We start from the raw sequence: 15,348 nt of genomic DNA, 5'->3' as shown, positions 1-15,348 counted from the left end.
TCGGCACCGCGTATTGTTGGACGCGGTACAGAAACGACCGCACCGCGCCCCGAGCGGCGCGCCCATCGGAAGCACCCATGATCCCCACCTCGCGCATCCGCGCCCTCGCGGGCCTCGGCGCCCTCGCCGCGACCGCCCTCGTCCTCACCGGCTGCACCTCGGCCACCCCGGAGACGTCGACCACGCCCGTATCCGGCGGCACGCTCGTCTACGCGTCCGGCGACGCCGAGCCCGACTGCCTCGACCCCCACGTCGGCGGCAACTACCCGCAGGCGCTCGTCTCGTCCCAGTTGCTCGAGCCGCTCGTGTCGCTCGACGGGAAGGGCGGGATCACGCCGTGGCTCGCCGAGAGCTGGACCTGGAGCGACGACGGCCTCGGCCTCGAGCTGAAGCTGCGGCAGGGGGTGACCTTCACCGACGGCACGCCGTTCGACGCCGACGCCGTGGTCGCCAACATCCGCCACGTGCAGGATCCGGCGACGCTCTCCTCCACGGGCTACCTGGCCCTGCAGGCGATCAGCGACGCGACCGCCGTCGACGCCTCCACGGTCCAGCTCACGCTCTCGACGCCCGACAGCGCGCTGCTGGAGTCGCTCTCGCAGCCGTGGCTCGCGATGGAGTCGCCCGCCGGGATCGCCCGCGGCACGGACGCGAACTGCGCGCAGCCCATCGGCACCGGCCCGTTCAGCGTGGAGCGCTGGGACCGCCAGCAGTCGATCTCGCTCGTGCGCAACGACGCCTACTCGTCGCCGCCCGCCGACGCCGCGCACACCGGCCCCGCGTACCTGGACCGCATCGACTGGCGGTTCCTGCCGGACGCCGCCTCCCGGTACGCGGCCCTGCAGAGCGGCGAGGTCGACGTGATCGACAACGCGCAGCCCGACGCGATCGCCTCCGCGACCGCCGGCGGCGCGCTCGGCGAGCTCGACGCGCCCCGGCCGGGCGCCTCGAACCGCATCGAGCTGAACTCGGGCCAGGCGCCGTTCGACGACGAGCGCGTGCGCGAGGCGTTCATCCGCTCGGCCGACGTCGACGCGGGGATCACCGCCCTCTTCCAGGGCACCGCCGAGCGCTCGTACTCGCCGCTCGCGAGCACGGAGCCGGCCGCGGTCTCCGACCCTGACCTGTTCGGCATCGACGTCGACCGCGCGGCCGCGCTGCTCGACGAGGCCGGCTGGTCCGCGAAGGGCGCCGACGGGATCCGCACGAAGGACGGCGCGCGCCTGACGCTGCGCTTCCCCGTGAGCACCAACCAGTCGATCCCCGCCGAGCAGTCGCTGTTCGAGCAGATCCAGGCGAACGTGAAGGCCGTGGGCTTCGACGTGCAGCTCGAGCCCATGGACCTCGGATCCTGGTACGAGGCCCTCGGCGACGACGCGTACGAGCTCGTCAGCGCGCCGTACACGAAGGCCGGTCCCGACGTGCTGCGGATCCTCTACGACACCTCCGGCATCACGCCCGCGCCGAGCGGCTACTTCGCGAACCACGCGAAGGTGTCGGTGCCGGAGATCGACCAGGCGCTCGCCGAGGCGCGGGCGACGACCGACCTCGACCGGCGGAAGGCGCTCTACGCGGACGTGCAGCAGCGCGTGATGGCCGGGCACTGGATCCTGCCGCTGTACGACCAGCAGAACCACTTCCTGCACGGCACGGCGGTCCAGGGGCTCCGGGCGCTGCCCTCCGTCGCGACGCCGACGATGTACGACACCTGGCTCGCGCGGTGAGGCGCGGCCGCGCCGTCCGCGCGTCCGGCTCCCGTCGACCCGCGCTCCTCCGCGCCGTCGGGGCACGGATCGGCGGCGCGGTCCTCGTGCTCTGGGCGGTCGCGACCGTCACGTTCCTCGCGGTGCGGCTGATCCCGGGCGACCCGGCGCAGGCGATCCTCGGCGGCCCCGGCTCGCAGGCGCCGCCCGAGGCCGTCGCCGCCGTGCGCGCCGAGTACGGGCTCGACCAGCCGCTCCTCGTGCAGTACCTCGCGCAGCTCGGGCGGCTCGCGCAGGGCGACCTCGGCCGGTCGTACGCACTCCGCGAGGACGTCGTGGCGGTGCTCGCGCGGCAGCTGCCGGGCACGCTGCTGCTGGCCGTGCTCGCGCTCGCCGTGGCGTGGATCCTCGCGCTCGGCCTCGCCCTCGTCTCCTCGGGCGCGGGCCGGGTCGCCGGGGCGATCGGCGCGGGCGTCGAGATCGTGGCGGCGTCGCTGCCGCACTTCTGGATCGGCGTGGTGCTGATCCTCGTGTTCTCCACCGGCCTCGGCTGGCTGCCGGCGGTGAGCGGATCCTCGCCGGCCGGCCTCGTGCTGCCGGTGCTCACGCTGGCGATCCCGCTCGCCGGGTTCCTCGGGCAGATCATGCGGGAGGCGCTGCTCGACGCGCTCGACTCCCCGTTCGCGCTCGCGGCGCGCGCCCGCGGCGAGTCGGAGGCCGGCGTGCGGCTGCGGCACGCGCTGCGGCACGCGGCCGCCCCCGGGATCGCGCTGTCCGGCTGGGCGTTCGGCTTCCTCATCTCGGGTGCCGTGGTGGTCGAGCAGATCTTCGCCCGGCCCGGCCTCGGACGCACCGCCCTCTCGGCCGTGACCAGCAGGGACGTGCCCGTGATCGTCGGCGTGGTGCTCGTGGTGGCGGTGATCTACATCGTGCTCACGGCCGTGACCGACCTGCTCGCGCGGATCGTGGATCCGCGGCTCGTCGACGCGCGCCCGGGAGACGTGCCCGCGGGCGCTCCGGTCGCTCCGGTCTCGGACGCCGAGCCACGGGCGTCCGACGCCCCGGCACCCGATGTCCCGGCGGCCGCGCGATGAGCGACCCCCGCGCCGCCGCGCTCCTCGGCGCTGCGCCCTCCCGGCCGGACGTCCGCGCGCTCGCCGCCGCCGGGACGACGGGCGCCGCGATCGTGGTCGTCCTGCTGCTCGTGGCCGCCGTCGCCCCCGGGATCCTCGCGCCCGGTGATCCGCTCGCCATCGCCCCCGCCGAGGCGTTCCGCGCGCCCGGTGCCGGGCACCTCCTCGGCACCGACGAGTCCGGCCGCGACGTGCTCACGCGCGTCGTCCACGGCGCCGGCCCCAGCCTCGTGATCGGCGTGAGCGCCACGGCCATCGGGCTCGGCCTCGGCGCGGTCCTCGGGCTGGCGGCCGCGCTCCTCGGCCGCGTCGCCGACTTCGCCGTGAACCGCGTGATCGAGGTGGTCTTCGCGTTCCCCGGCCTCCTGCTCGCGCTCTTCCTCATCGTGATCCTCGGGCCCGGCATCGGGAGCGCGACCCTCGCCGTCGGGATCTCGGCCGCGCCCGGATACGCGCGCATCATCCGCGGCCGGGTCATGTCGGTGCGCCGATCCGCCTACGTGGAGGCGGCCACCGTGCTCGGCCGCCCCCCGCTCGTGGTGCTCGCCCGCCACATCCTCCCGAACACCGCGGCGCCGCTCTTCGTGCTCGGCACGCTCGGCGTCGGGCAGGCGATCGTGTGGGCGTCGTCCCTGAGCTACCTCGGGCTCGGCACGGTGCCGCCGGATCCCGAGTGGGGCGCCATGCTCGCGGCCGGCCGCACCTACATCGGCTCGGCGCCGTGGCTCACGGTGGTTCCCGGCCTGATGATCGTGCTGACGGCGACCGCGTCGACCGTGCTCGGTCGGGCGCTCGAGCGACGGGTCCGGGCGTCGTGAGCGCCGGATCCGGGCGCGCCACGCCCGCGCCGCCGCCCGCCCTGCGCGTCGCGGACCTCCGCGTGTCCTTCGACGGCGTGCCCGTGGTGCACGGCATCTCGCTGCGGATCGCGCCGGGCGAGTGCCTCGCGCTCGTCGGTACGTCCGGCTCGGGGAAGAGCGTGACCGCGCGGAGCCTCCTCGGTCTCGCCGGCCCGGGGGCCGAGGTCCGGGCGGGCGTCCTCGAGATCGGCGGCCGCGACCTCCGCGACGCGGGGCCGCGCGAGTGGCGGAGCGTCCGCGGATCGGGCGTCGGCCTCGTGCTGCAGGACGCGCTCTCCTCGCTCGACCCGCTCCGACCCATCGGCCGCGAGATCGGCGACGCCCTCCGCGTCCACGGGATGCGGGACCCGCGCGCCCGACGGGCGCGCGTGCTCGAGCTGCTCGAGCGCGTGGGCATGCCGGATCCCGCGACGCGCGTGCACCAGCGCTCCGGCGAGCTCTCCGGCGGCCTGCGGCAGCGGGCGCTGCTCGCGGCCGCCCTCGCGCTGGATCCGCCGCTCCTCGTCGCCGACGAGCCGACGACCGCGCTCGACGCGACGGTTCAGGCGCGCATCATCGACCTGCTCGCCGACCTGCGCACGCGCGGCCAGGCGACCCTGCTCGTCAGCCACGACCTCGCCGTCGTCGCCCGGCTCGCCGACCGCGTCGCCGTGATGCACGACGGCCGGATCGTGGAGGAGGGCCCGACCGCGGAGATCCTCCGCGCGCCCGCCCACGCCCGGACGCGCGCGCTCGTGGCCGCCGTGCCGACGGGCGTCCCGCGCGGCACGCCCCTCTCGGAGGCCCGGCTCGAGGCAGCAGGCGCGGCACCGGCACAGGCACCGGCCGCCGAACCGCGCGCAGACGACCGCGTGGTCCTCCGTGCCACCGGCCTCACCCGCTCCTATCGGGGCCCGGGCGGATCCGTGCGCACCGCCGTCGACGACGTCTCCCTCGAGGTACGCCGCGGCCGCACGCTCGGCCTCGTCGGGGGATCCGGCTCGGGCAAGACCACGGTCGCCCGCCTCCTGCTGGCGCTCGAGGAGCCGGACGCCGGCGACGTGACGCTCGACGGCGGACCGTGGAGCGGCATCCCGGAGCGCGAGCGCCGGAGCCGACGCGCGCGGATCGGCGCCGTCTACCAGGACCCGCTCGCGTCCTTCGACCCGCGCTGGAGCGTCGACCGGATCCTGCGGGACGCCCTGGTCGTCGTCGCCGGCCGCCGCGACGCCGGCGCCTTCGACTCCCCCGGGACGCTCCTCGCGCAGGTGGGCCTGGATCCCGCGCTCCTCTCCCGCCGTCCCGCGCGGCTCTCCGGCGGCCAGCGGCAGCGCGTCGCCATCGCGCGCGCCCTCGCGGCACGCCCGGACGTGCTCATCTGCGACGAGCCCGTGTCCGCCCTCGACATCGCCGTGCAGGCCCAGGTGCTCGACCTCCTCGACGAGCTGCAGCGCCGTCTCGGTCTCGGCCTCCTGCTCATCTCGCACGACCTCGGCGTCGTCGCGCACATGAGCGACGAGGTCGCCGTCATGTCCGACGGCCGGATCGTGGAGCGCGGATCCGCCGACGACGTGCTCATCCGCCCGACGCACCCCGTCACCCGGGCCCTCCTCGCCGCCGTCCCGCGCCTGGATCCGGACGTCCCGCCGCGATAGCCGGCGCGGGTCCGCGCGTCACGCCCCCGCGTGCCGGTCGAGGAACGCGTACAGCTCCCGGTCGTCCACCCCGGGGAAGGATGCGCGCGGCAGCGGAGCGAGGATGTGCGCGTGCAGCCGGGCGCTCGGCCAGGCGCGGTCGCGCCAGCGGCCGGCGTCCTCGGGATCCGCGCGGCGGCAGCACGACTCGTCCGGGCAGCGGGAGACGCTCCTGGCCGTCGTCTCGCGTCCGCGGAACCACTTCGCGTGCGCGAACGGCACGCCGAACGAGATGGAGTACTCCCCATCGGCCGTGGATCCCGTCTGCGTCGAGCACCAGAACGTCCCCGCGGGCGTGTCCGTGTACTGGTGGAACTCGGTCGTGCGGTTGGTGCGGTCGAAGGCGCCGCGCGCCGCCCACTCCCGGCACACCGGCTGGCCCTCGACCGCGCCCGTGACGTCGACGGGCAGCGGCAGGCCGTCGTTCTCGTACGCCTTGTAGACGGCGCCGTCGCCGCCCACGCGCAGGAAGTGCACGCGGAGGTCGAGGTGCGTGGTGCTGATGTTCGTGAGCCGGAGCGCCGCCGCCTCGTGCGTCACGCCGAACGCGTCGCGGAAGTCCTCCACCGCGAGGTCGCGCCGGGACTTCGCCTCGCTGAGGAACTCGAGCGACTGCGTGAGCGGCATGAGGCACGCGGCCGCGAAGTAGTTGATCTCCAGCCGCTGCCGCAGGAAGTCCGCGTAGCTGGCGGGCTCCTCGTGCCCGAGCACCCGGTGCGCCATCGCCTGCAGCGCCATCGAGCGGAGGCCGTGGCCGCCGGGGATCGACGCGGGCGGCAGGTAGATCCGCCCGTCCCCGAGGTCGGTGACCGAGCGCGTCGACCGCGGGAGGTCGTCCACGTAGATGAGCTCGAAGCCGAGCCCCTCCGCCATGCGGCTGACGCTGCGGTGCGAGAGGGCGCCTCTGCGGTGGCCGACGTCCGCGAGCATCCGCTCGGCGAGCTCCTCGATCTCGCGGATGTGGTTGTCGCGCTCGCGCATCACGAGCCGCTGCTCGGTGTTCGCCCGCCTGGCCTCCTCGGGCGTCGCGATCGACTCGCGTTCGCGACGTGCGAGCTCCCGGTGCAGGCCGACGAGCGCCTCCAGCGTCTCCTGCGGGAGCGCCCGGCTCGCCGGCACCGCGGGGAGCCCGAGGCCGCCGTAGAGCGAGGAGCGCTGCGCCCGGTCGAGCTCGATCTCCAGGGCCGAGCGCGCGTCGGGCGCGTCGGCCGCGAGCAGGTGCGTGACGTCCACGCCGAGCGCGCCCGCGATCCGCCCGAGCGTCGACAGGCGCGTCTCGCGCCGGCCGTTCTCGATCATGCTCAGCTGGCTCGGCAGGATCCCCGCCCGCTCCCCCAGCGCCTGCAGCGTGAGCCCGGCGCCCTTCCGCGCGTGCCGGATGCGCCGGCCGATGACGAGCTGGTCCATGCATTCACCTCTCCGTGAACATCCGCGCTTCTTCACGCTGATGGATCCTCGAACCCCATCCTGACCGGTCGCAGGCTGGAACAACAGACCGATCGACGAGGACGGACCGACATGACCACCATCCAGGACGCACCCCCGCTCACCGCCGACCGCCCGCGCGGCAGCCGGTTCGGCACCGAGACCGGCGCCGCGACCGGCGCCGCGACCGGCGCCGCGGCGCTCGACGCCCGGCCGCTCCCGCCCGGCGCAGCTGCCCCCGCGCACTGCCGCGATCCCCGCATCGCCGAGTGGGTGGCGGAGGTCGCCCGGCTCGCGCTCCCGGACCGGGTCGTCTGGTGCACGGGCAGCGTCGCCGAGTACGACCGCATCACGCGGCAGATGGTCGACGCCGGCACGCTCATCCGACTGAACCCCGAGTGGCGCCCGCACAGCTTCCTCGCCCGCAGCGACCCGGCCGACGTGGCGCGCGTCGAGGACCGCACGTTCATCTGCTCCGAGGATCCCGCCGACGCCGGCCCCACGAACAACTGGCGCGACCCCGCCCAGACGCGAGCGGAGCTCCGGGAGCTGTTCGCCGGATCCATGCGCGGCCGCACCCTCTACGTCGTCCCGTTCTCGATGGGCCCGCTCGGCGGCGCGATCTCGCAGCTCGGCGTGCAGATCACCGACAGCGCCTACGTCGTCGCCAGCATGGCGCTCATGACCCGGATGGGCGACGACGCGCTCCGCCTCATCGGCCCCGACACCGCGTGGGTCCGCGCGCTGCACGGCCTCGGCGCGCCTCTCGTCGACGACGCCGGGATCCGCCGCACGGACGTCGCGTGGCCGCACAACGCCGACAAGCGCATCTGCCACTTCCCCGAGGAGCGCGAGATCATCTCGTTCGGCTCGGGCTACGGCGGCAACGCGCTGCTCGGCAAGAAGTGCTTCTCCCTCCGGATCGCCTCCGTGATGGCGCGCGATGAGGGCTGGCTCGCGGAGCACATGCTCCTCATCCGGATCACGAGCCCCGAGGGCCGGCGCTTCCACGTCGCGGCCGCGTTCCCGTCGGCGTGCGGGAAGACGAACCTCGCGATGCTCACGCCCACGATCCCGGGCTGGACGGTCGAGACGCTGGGCGACGACATCGCCTGGCTCCGCCCCGACGCGCGGGGCCGCCTCCGCGCCGTGAACCCCGAGCGCGGCCTCTTCGGCGTGGCGCCCGGCACGGGCGAGAGCACCAACCCCGTCGCCATGTCGACCGTCTGGGGCAACGCGATCTTCACGAACGTCGCGCTCCGTCCCGACGGCGACGTGTGGTGGGAGGGCATGACGCCGAGGCCGCCCGCGGGCCTCGTCGACTGGCGGGGGGAGGCGTGGTCGCCCGGATCCGGATCCCCCGCCGCGCACCCGAACGCCCGCTTCACCGTGGGGATCGAGCAGTGCCCGTCGCTCGCGGACGACTGGGACGACCCCGACGGCGTCGTGGTCGACGCGATCCTCTTCGGCGGTCGCCGCGCGACGAACGTCCCGCTGGTCGCGGAGGCGGACGACTGGGAGCACGGCGTCTTCGTGGGCGCCACCATGGCGTCCGAGCAGACGGCCGCCGCCGATGGCCGGGTGGGCGAGCTCCGCCACGACCCGTTCGCGATGCAGCCCTTCTGCGGATACGACATGGCCGACCACTGGCGGCACTGGCTCGAGGTGGGGCGTGGTCTCGGCGACGGCGCGCCCCGCGTCTTCCAGGTCAACTGGTTCCGCAAGGGCGACGACGGGTCATTCCTCTGGCCGGGCTTCGGCGAGAACGCCCGCGTGCTCGAGTGGATCGTCCGCCGCCTGGAGGACCGCGTGCCCGTGGTGCCGACCCCCGTCGGCGGGCTGCCGCTGCCGGAGGACCTGGACGTCCAGGGCCTCGACCTCGCGGACGGCGCGCTCGACGAGCTGCTCGCGCTGGATCCCGACCTCTGGCTCAAGGAGCTCGACGCCGTGGAGGCGCACTTCGCGCGCTTCGGCGGCCGGGTGCCGACGGAGCTGACGGGGCGCCTCGACGCCATGCGCGTGGCCTTCCGGGAGACCGCGACGACGTCACGCGCCTAGCCGGGAGGCCGGATGCCATGGGCGCGCACGCCCCCGCATCCGGCCTCCGCGCCCCATCCGGTAGCGTGAACCCCGCACAGCAGGCACCTCACCATCGACACGGTGCCGTCCACATCGAGGGAACCGGAGCACGCATGGCTGACGAACGACGTCCGGACACCGCGCAGGGAGCGACCGGAGAGGTCGCCCGGGTCCCCGACAAGCCCGCCCTCGAGGGTCTGGAGGCCAAGTGGGGCGGACGCTGGCAGGCCGACGGCACGTACGACTTCCGCCGCGACGAGGCCGCCGCGGGCACCGTCTTCTCCATCGACACCCCGCCGCCCACCGCGAGCGGATCCCTGCACATCGGCCACGTGTTCAGCTACACGCACACCGACGTCATCGCCCGCTATCGGCGCATGCGCGGCGAGAGCGTGTTCTACCCGCTCGGCTGGGACGACAACGGGCTCCCCACCGAGCGACGCGTCCAGAACTTCTACGGCGTCCGCTGCGACCCCACGCTTCCCTACGACCCCGCGTACCAGCCCTCCGAGACAGGCGGCACGTCCAAGCCGGGCGACCAGCAGCCCATCTCCCGCCGCAACTTCATCGAGCTGTGCGAGCGCCTCACCGAGGAGGACGAGAAGCAGTTCGAGGACCTCTTCCGCACGCTCGGCCTGAGCGTCGACTGGCGCCAGAGCTACCGCACCATCGGCGCCGAGGCGCAGGTCGCCTCGCAGCGCGCGTTCCTCCGCAACCTCGCCCGCGGCGAGGCCTACCAGGCCGACGCGCCCACCCTGTGGGACGTCACCTTCCGCACCGCGGTCGCGCAGGCCGAGCTGGAGGACCGCGAGCAGCCGAGCGCCTACCACCGCCTCGCCTTCCACCGCCCCGGCGGCGACGACGTGATCATCGACACCACGCGCCCCGAGCTCCTGGCGGCGTGCGTCGCCCTCGTCGCGCACCCCGACGACGAGCGCTACCAGGGGCTCTTCGGCACCACCGTGACGACCCCCGTCTTCGGCGTCGAGGTCCCCGTGCTCGCACACCACCTCGCGCAGCCCGACAAGGGATCCGGCATCGCCATGGTCTGCACCTTCGGCGACCTCAACGACGTCGTCTGGTGGCGCGAGCTGCAGCTCGAGAACCGCGCGATCGTCGGCTTCGACGGCCGCATCGTCTCGGAGGCGCCCGCCGCCATCACGTCAGAGACCGGACGCGCGGCGTACGCCGCCCTCGCCGGCAAGACCGTCTTCTCCGCGAAGGCCGCGATGGTCGAGCTCCTCACGGAGTCCGGCGAGCTGATCGGCGAGCCCCGCAAGATCACCCACCCGGTCAAGTTCTACGAGAAGGGCGACAAGCCCCTCGAGATCGTCTCGACCCGCCAGTGGTACATCCGCAACGGCGGCCGCGACGAGGAGCTCCGCGCGGGCCTCATCGGCCGCGGCCGCGAGATCGGCTTCGTCCCCGACTTCATGCGCGTGCGCTACGAGAACTGGGTCGGCGGCCTCAACGGCGACTGGCTCGTCTCCCGCCAGCGCTTCTTCGGCGTGCCGCTGCCGGTCTGGTACCCGCTCGACGCGGACGGCAACCCGGAGTTCGAGAAGGCCATCACGCCCACCGAGGACCAGCTCCCCGTCGACCCGTCGTCGGATCCCGCCCCCGGCTACACGGAGGACCAGCGCGGCGTGCCCGGCGGCTTCCAGGGCGAGCTCGACGTCATGGACACCTGGGCCACGTCCTCGCTGACCCCGCAGCTCGCGGGCGGCTGGGAGCGCGACCCCGAGCTCTTCGACCTCGTCTTCCCGTTCTCCATGCGCCCGCAGGGCCAGGACATCATCCGCACGTGGCTGTTCTCCACGGTCCTCCGGGCCGAGCTGGAGCACGGCACCGCGCCGTGGAGGACGGCCGCGATCTCGGGCTGGATCCTCGACCCCGACCGCAAGAAGATGTCGAAGTCCAAGGGCAACGTCGTGACCCCCGCGGCCACGCTCGAGCAGTTCGGCTCCGACGCGGTGCGCTACTGGGCCGCGTCCGCCCGCCTCGGCGTGGACGCTGCGATGGACCCGCAGAACCCGACGCAGATCAAGATCGGCCGTCGACTCGCGATCAAGGTCCTCAACGCGGCGAAGTTCATCCTCTCGTTCGAGGCGCCCGAGGGCGCCCGCGCGACGCACGCCATCGACGTGGGCATGCTCGCCGCCCTCGCCGAGGTCGTCGAGACGGCCACCACCGCGCTCGAGGAGTACGACCACGCGCGCGCCCTCGAGGTCACGGAGAGCTTCTTCTGGACCTTCTGCGACGACTACCTGGAGCTCGTCAAGGACCGCGCCTACTCGGCCGACGCCGACCCGGCCGACCGGGGATCCGCGGTCGCCGCGCTCCGCGAGGCCCTCGACGTGCTGCTGCGCCTGTTCGCGCCCTTCGTGCCGTTCGCGGCCGAGGAGGCGTGGAGCTGGTCGCACGACGGCTCGATCCACACCGCCGCCTGGCCGACCGCGCCGACCCCCGACGCCCCGGCGACCGGGGGCGCGGCCGACCCGCGGCTGCTCGCGCTGGCCGGCCGGGCGCTCGTGGGCATCCGCCGCGCCAAGACCGACGCCAAGGCCTCGCAGAAGACGCCCGTCGCGGAGGCCGTCGTCTCCGCTTCGCCTGAGGACATCCGCTCGCTCGAGCTCGTGGCGCGGGACCTCCGCGCCGTGGGCCGCATCACCGACCTGACCTTCACCGAGGGGGACGGCCCCGCCGTCACCCGCATCACGCTCGCCCCCGCCGAGCAGCCCGAGGAGAACCGCGCATGACCATCTCGATCCGTCCCGTCCGCGACGGCGACTTCTTCCCCTGGTTCGACCTGTTCGCGGGCTACGCCGGGTTCTACGGCACCGAGCTGACCGATGAGGCGGCCGTGCTCGCCTGGAGCCACATCATCGACGACGCGCACGCGAGCTCGGCGCTCGTCGCCGTGGACGACGCGCACGAGGGCGCCCTCGTCGGCCTCGCGCACTTCCACCGCTTCGCGCGCCTGGCCCGCGGCACCGACGGCCTCCTCGTCGACGACCTGTACGTGCGCGAGATCTCGCGCCGCCAGGGCGTGGGCGAGAAGCTCATCGCCGCGGTCGCCGAGGTCGCTCGCGGCGAGGACGCCAGCATGCTCCGCTGGATCACCGCCGAGGACAACGCCGACGCGCAGCGCCTCTACGACCGGGTCGCCCGCCGCACCACGTGGGTCACGTACGAGCAGGACGTCTGATGCAGCTCGGCACCCGCTGGCCCGTCGGCGGCACCGCCCCGGCGGAGCTGCCCGAGGTCGTCCTCCTCGCCGTGAAGACCGTCGAGTCCGACGTGCTCGCGCTCGACGCGGACACGTCCCAGTGGCGCTGGACGCTCACCTGGCTCGAGCGGAAGCCCGTCGTGGAGCTCGACGACGGCACCGTGATCCGCTACGACCCGGTCGAGGACGCGGCGACCATCACGATCCCCGGCGAGAGCACCGACGACCCCTTCGACGACTGACCGCCCGCCGCGGGTCAGCGCCCGGCGCGGGTCAGCGCCGGGCGAGGATCTCGCCGTGCGGCATCGCGAGGAAGCCGTCGTCGTCCGCCGCCCACTCCTGCCAGCCGGCGCGGATCGCCCGCAGGTCGTCGTCGGTCGCGAAGCCGCCTTCCCGCGCCTGGCCCGCGAACGACGAGGCGACCGCGCGGTCGGCCCATGCGCCGCCCCACCAGGCCCGCTCGTCGTCGGAGGAGAAGCACCACACGGATGCGCTCGAGGCGATCTCCGTGAACCCCGCCTGGCGCGCCCACGCCTTGAGGCGGGATCCCGCGTCGGGCTCGCCGCCGTTCGCGTGGTGCACCGGCAGGTACACGTCGGCCCAGAGCCGCAGGCCGTCCGACTCGGGGAACAGCGCGACCTTCGAGTAGATGACGTCGCGCGCCGCCACGAGCCCGCCGGGGCGCGTGACGCGGCGCATCTCCGCCAGCGCGCGGACGGGGTCGCCCACGTGCTGCAGCACCTGGTGCGCGTGGACGACGTCGAACGACGCGTCGGGGTACGGCAGCTCGTAGACGGATCCGGTGACGAACTCGACGTTCCCGGTGCCCCTCGACGCCGCCAGCTCCGACGCCTGCCGCACGACCTCCTCCGACATGTCCAGGCCGACCACGCGGCCCGGCGCGACGAGGTCGGCGAGCTCCACCGTGATGGTGCCCGGGCCGCTGCCGACGTCCAGGACGTCGAGCCCGGGCCGCAGGTGCGGCTCCAGGTACGCGGCGGAGTTCCGGACGGTCCGCGCGCTGTGCACGCGGAGGACGCTCTCGTGGTGGCCGTGGGTGTATCGCTCGCTCTTCACCCTCCGAGCCTAGGTCGGCGCCCGGCCTAGGCTCGCCGTATGACGACGCCCTCGAATCCCTTCCTCGAACCGAGCACCCTCCCCTACGGCATGCCCCCCTTCGCCGACATCCGCGATGAGCACTTCCGTTCCGCGTTCCAGTCCGGGATCGCCGAGCACCTGGCCGAGGTCCGCGCCATCGCCGACTCCCCCGAGCCGCCGACCTTCGAGAACACCCTGGTCGCCCTCGAGCGCGCGGGCCGCACGCTCGACCGCGTCGGCCACGTCTTCTTCACGCTCTCCTCCGCCGACAGCTCCCCCTTCACGCGCGAGCTCGACGCCGAGATCGCGCCCGAGCTGGCAGCGCACGAGGACGCGATCCGCCTCGACGCGGCGCTCTACTCCCGGATCCGCTCCGTCCACGACACGCGCCACGAGTCCGGGCTCGACGCCGAGTCAGTCTACCTCGTCGAGCGCTACCTGGCCGAGTTCACGATCGCGGGCGCGGGCCTCGACGACGACGCGAAGGACCGCCTGCGCGACCTGAACCGCCGCCTGTCCGTGCTCACGACGCGCTTCGAGTCGAACCTGCTCGAGGACACCAACGACCTCGCCGTCGTCGTCGACGACCCGGCGCAGCTCGACGGGCTCGGGGCGAGCGCCATCGCCGCTGCCGCGCAGGCCGCCGTCGACCGCGGGCTCGAGGGGAAGCACCTCATCACGCTCGTCCTCCCCACCGGCCACCCGTACCTGTCGCAGCTGACGGACCGGAGGCTGCGCCAGCGGATCATGGAGGCGTCGCTCGCCCGCGGCGCCCGCGGGAACGACCACGACAATCGCCCGCTCGTGCTCGAGATCACACGCCTCCGCGCCGAGCGAGCAGCCCTCCTCGGCTTCCCGAGCCACGCGGCGGCAGTCACCGCGGACCAGACCGCGCGCACCCCGGAGGCCGTCGCCGACATGCTCGGGCGGCTCGCCCCGGCCGCGGCGCGGAACGCCCGCGCCGAGGCCGTCGAGCTGCAGCGCGTGATCGACCGGACGCAGGAGGAGCTCGGCGAGCCGACGTTCGAGCTCGCCGCCTGGGACTGGGCCTTCTACAGCGAGAAGGTGCGCACCGAGCGCTACGACGTCGACACCGAGCGGATGCGCCCCTACCTCGAGGCCGACCGCGTGCTGCGCGACGGCGTGTTCCGCGCGGCCACCGCGCTGTACGGCGTCACCTTCACGGAGCGCGACGACATCGTCGCCTACCACCCCGACGCGCGCGTCTTCGAGGTGCGCGACGAGGACGGATCCCCCGTCGGCCTCTACGTCCTCGACCTCCACACGCGCGACTCCAAGCGCGGTGGGGCGTGGATGAACCCGCTCATCTCGCAGAGCGCACTGCTCCACACGCCCACGGTCGTGCTCAACAACCTCAACGTGCCGAAGCCGCCGGCCGGCCAGCCGACCCTGCTCAGCTACGACGAGACCACCACCCTGTTCCACGAGTTCGGCCACGCGCTGCACGGGCTCTTCGCCCGCGTGACCTACCCGCGCTTCGCCGGCACGAACGTGTTCCGCGACTTCGTCGAGTTCCCCAGCCAGGTCAACGAGATGTGGATGCTGTGGCCCGAGATCCTCGCGTCCTACGCCGTGCACCACGAGACGGGCGAGCCGATGCCGGCCGAGCTCGTCGCCGCCGTGCAGGCGTCGAGCGCCTTCAACGAGGGCTTCCTCACCTCCGAGTACCTGGGCGCCGCGCTCCTCGACCAGGCCTGGCACCGGATCGGAGTCGGCGACCGGGTCGAGGACGTGGACGCGTTCCAGGCCGACGCCCTCGCCGCGGTCGGCCTCGACGTGCCCGCCGTCCTCCCCCGCTATGCGTCCAGCTACTTCCAGCACACGTTCGCGGGCGGCTACGACGCCGGCTACTACTCCTACATCTGGAGCGAGGTGCTGGACGCCGACACCGTCGAGTGGTTCCGCGAGAACGGCGGACTCACGCGCGAGAACGGCGACCGCTTCCGCTCGCTCCTCCTCGGCGTCGGCGGATCGAAGGACCCGCTGGAGGCGTACCGCGACTTCCGCGGGCGCGACGCCGTCATCGAGCCGCTGCTCGAGCGTCGCGGCCTCGCCGACTGATCCACACCGCGGACGACGAGAGCGCCGCGCCCCTCACGGGGTGCGGCGCTCTCGTCGTATAGCGGC

General features: G+C 74.0%; 11 protein-coding genes. 9 read left to right on the top strand and 2 right to left on the bottom strand.

Features of this window, described 5'->3' with window-relative positions:
- Positions 1-77 precede the first annotated feature (77 nt).
- Genes FGD68_RS09785 through FGD68_RS09770 form a run of 4 tightly spaced genes read left to right on the top strand, consistent with a single transcriptional unit; the run spans position 78 to position 5,330 of the window.
- Positions 78-1,724 (top strand): ABC transporter substrate-binding protein, encoded by a 1,647-nt coding sequence (locus FGD68_RS09785; protein ID WP_119373719.1) that lies wholly within the window; start codon positions 78-80, stop codon positions 1,722-1,724.
- The gene (locus tag FGD68_RS09780) at positions 1,721-2,797 is read left to right on the top strand and encodes an ABC transporter permease (protein ID WP_104236480.1); all 1,077 of its coding nucleotides are present in this window, start codon (positions 1,721-1,723) and stop codon (positions 2,795-2,797) included. The genes FGD68_RS09785 and FGD68_RS09780 overlap by 4 nt, the downstream gene beginning before the upstream one ends.
- The gene (locus FGD68_RS09775) at positions 2,794-3,654 is read left to right on the top strand and encodes an ABC transporter permease (protein WP_104236479.1); all 861 of its coding nucleotides are present in this window, start codon (positions 2,794-2,796) and stop codon (positions 3,652-3,654) included. Before FGD68_RS09780 ends, FGD68_RS09775 begins: the two co-directional genes overlap by 4 nt.
- Positions 3,651-5,330, top strand: a complete 1,680-nt coding sequence (locus FGD68_RS09770; RefSeq protein ID WP_237609402.1) for a dipeptide ABC transporter ATP-binding protein — start codon at positions 3,651-3,653, stop codon at positions 5,328-5,330. The genes FGD68_RS09775 and FGD68_RS09770 overlap by 4 nt, the downstream gene beginning before the upstream one ends.
- 18 nt (positions 5,331-5,348) lie before the next feature.
- Here the strand turns inward: FGD68_RS09770 and FGD68_RS09765 are convergent, their stop codons facing one another.
- Entirely contained in the window at positions 5,349-6,776 is a 1,428-nt protein-coding gene (locus FGD68_RS09765; RefSeq protein WP_119373703.1) for a helix-turn-helix domain-containing protein, read from the bottom strand.
- Between the two features lie 111 nt (positions 6,777-6,887).
- Here FGD68_RS09765 and FGD68_RS09760 point away from each other — a divergent pair, with 111 nt between their 5' ends.
- The 4 genes from FGD68_RS09760 (at position 6,888) to FGD68_RS09745 (ending at position 12,344) form a co-directional block, all read left to right on the top strand.
- Positions 6,888-8,852 carry a phosphoenolpyruvate carboxykinase (GTP) gene (locus tag FGD68_RS09760; RefSeq protein WP_237609401.1) on the top strand — a complete coding sequence of 655 codons (1,965 nt, stop codon included), beginning with the start codon at positions 6,888-6,890 and terminating at the stop codon, positions 8,850-8,852.
- A 134-nt stretch (positions 8,853-8,986) separates the two neighbouring features.
- Positions 8,987-11,632, top strand: a complete 2,646-nt coding sequence (valS, locus tag FGD68_RS09755; RefSeq protein WP_237609400.1) for a valine--tRNA ligase — start codon at positions 8,987-8,989, stop codon at positions 11,630-11,632.
- Positions 11,629-12,081, top strand: coding sequence for a GNAT family N-acetyltransferase (locus FGD68_RS09750; RefSeq protein ID WP_119372809.1), 453 nt, complete (start codon positions 11,629-11,631; stop codon positions 12,079-12,081). The genes valS and FGD68_RS09750 overlap by 4 nt, the downstream gene beginning before the upstream one ends.
- Positions 12,081-12,344: a hypothetical protein gene (locus tag FGD68_RS09745; RefSeq protein ID WP_119372810.1), complete on the top strand. Its 264-nt coding sequence runs from the start codon at positions 12,081-12,083 to the stop codon at positions 12,342-12,344. Before FGD68_RS09750 ends, FGD68_RS09745 begins: the two co-directional genes overlap by 1 nt.
- A 31-nt stretch (positions 12,345-12,375) precedes the next feature.
- Here the strand turns inward: FGD68_RS09745 and FGD68_RS09740 are convergent, their stop codons facing one another.
- Positions 12,376-13,179, bottom strand: a complete 804-nt coding sequence (locus FGD68_RS09740; protein ID WP_119372811.1) for a class I SAM-dependent methyltransferase — start codon at positions 13,177-13,179, stop codon at positions 12,376-12,378.
- Between the two features lie 39 nt (positions 13,180-13,218).
- On the opposite strand from FGD68_RS09740, the gene FGD68_RS09735 reads away from it, so the two are divergent.
- Positions 13,219-15,282, top strand: coding sequence for a M3 family metallopeptidase (locus tag FGD68_RS09735; RefSeq protein ID WP_119372812.1), 2,064 nt, complete (start codon positions 13,219-13,221; stop codon positions 15,280-15,282).
- Positions 15,283-15,348: the final 66 nt, after the last annotated feature.

This window comes from Clavibacter californiensis (genome assembly GCF_021952865.1).
In the GTDB taxonomy this organism is placed as follows: Bacteria; Actinomycetota; Actinomycetes; order Actinomycetales; family Microbacteriaceae; genus Clavibacter; species Clavibacter californiensis.
The sequence above is the reverse complement of the archived record's forward strand: the minus strand, read 5'-3'. Positions and strand labels throughout refer to the sequence as shown.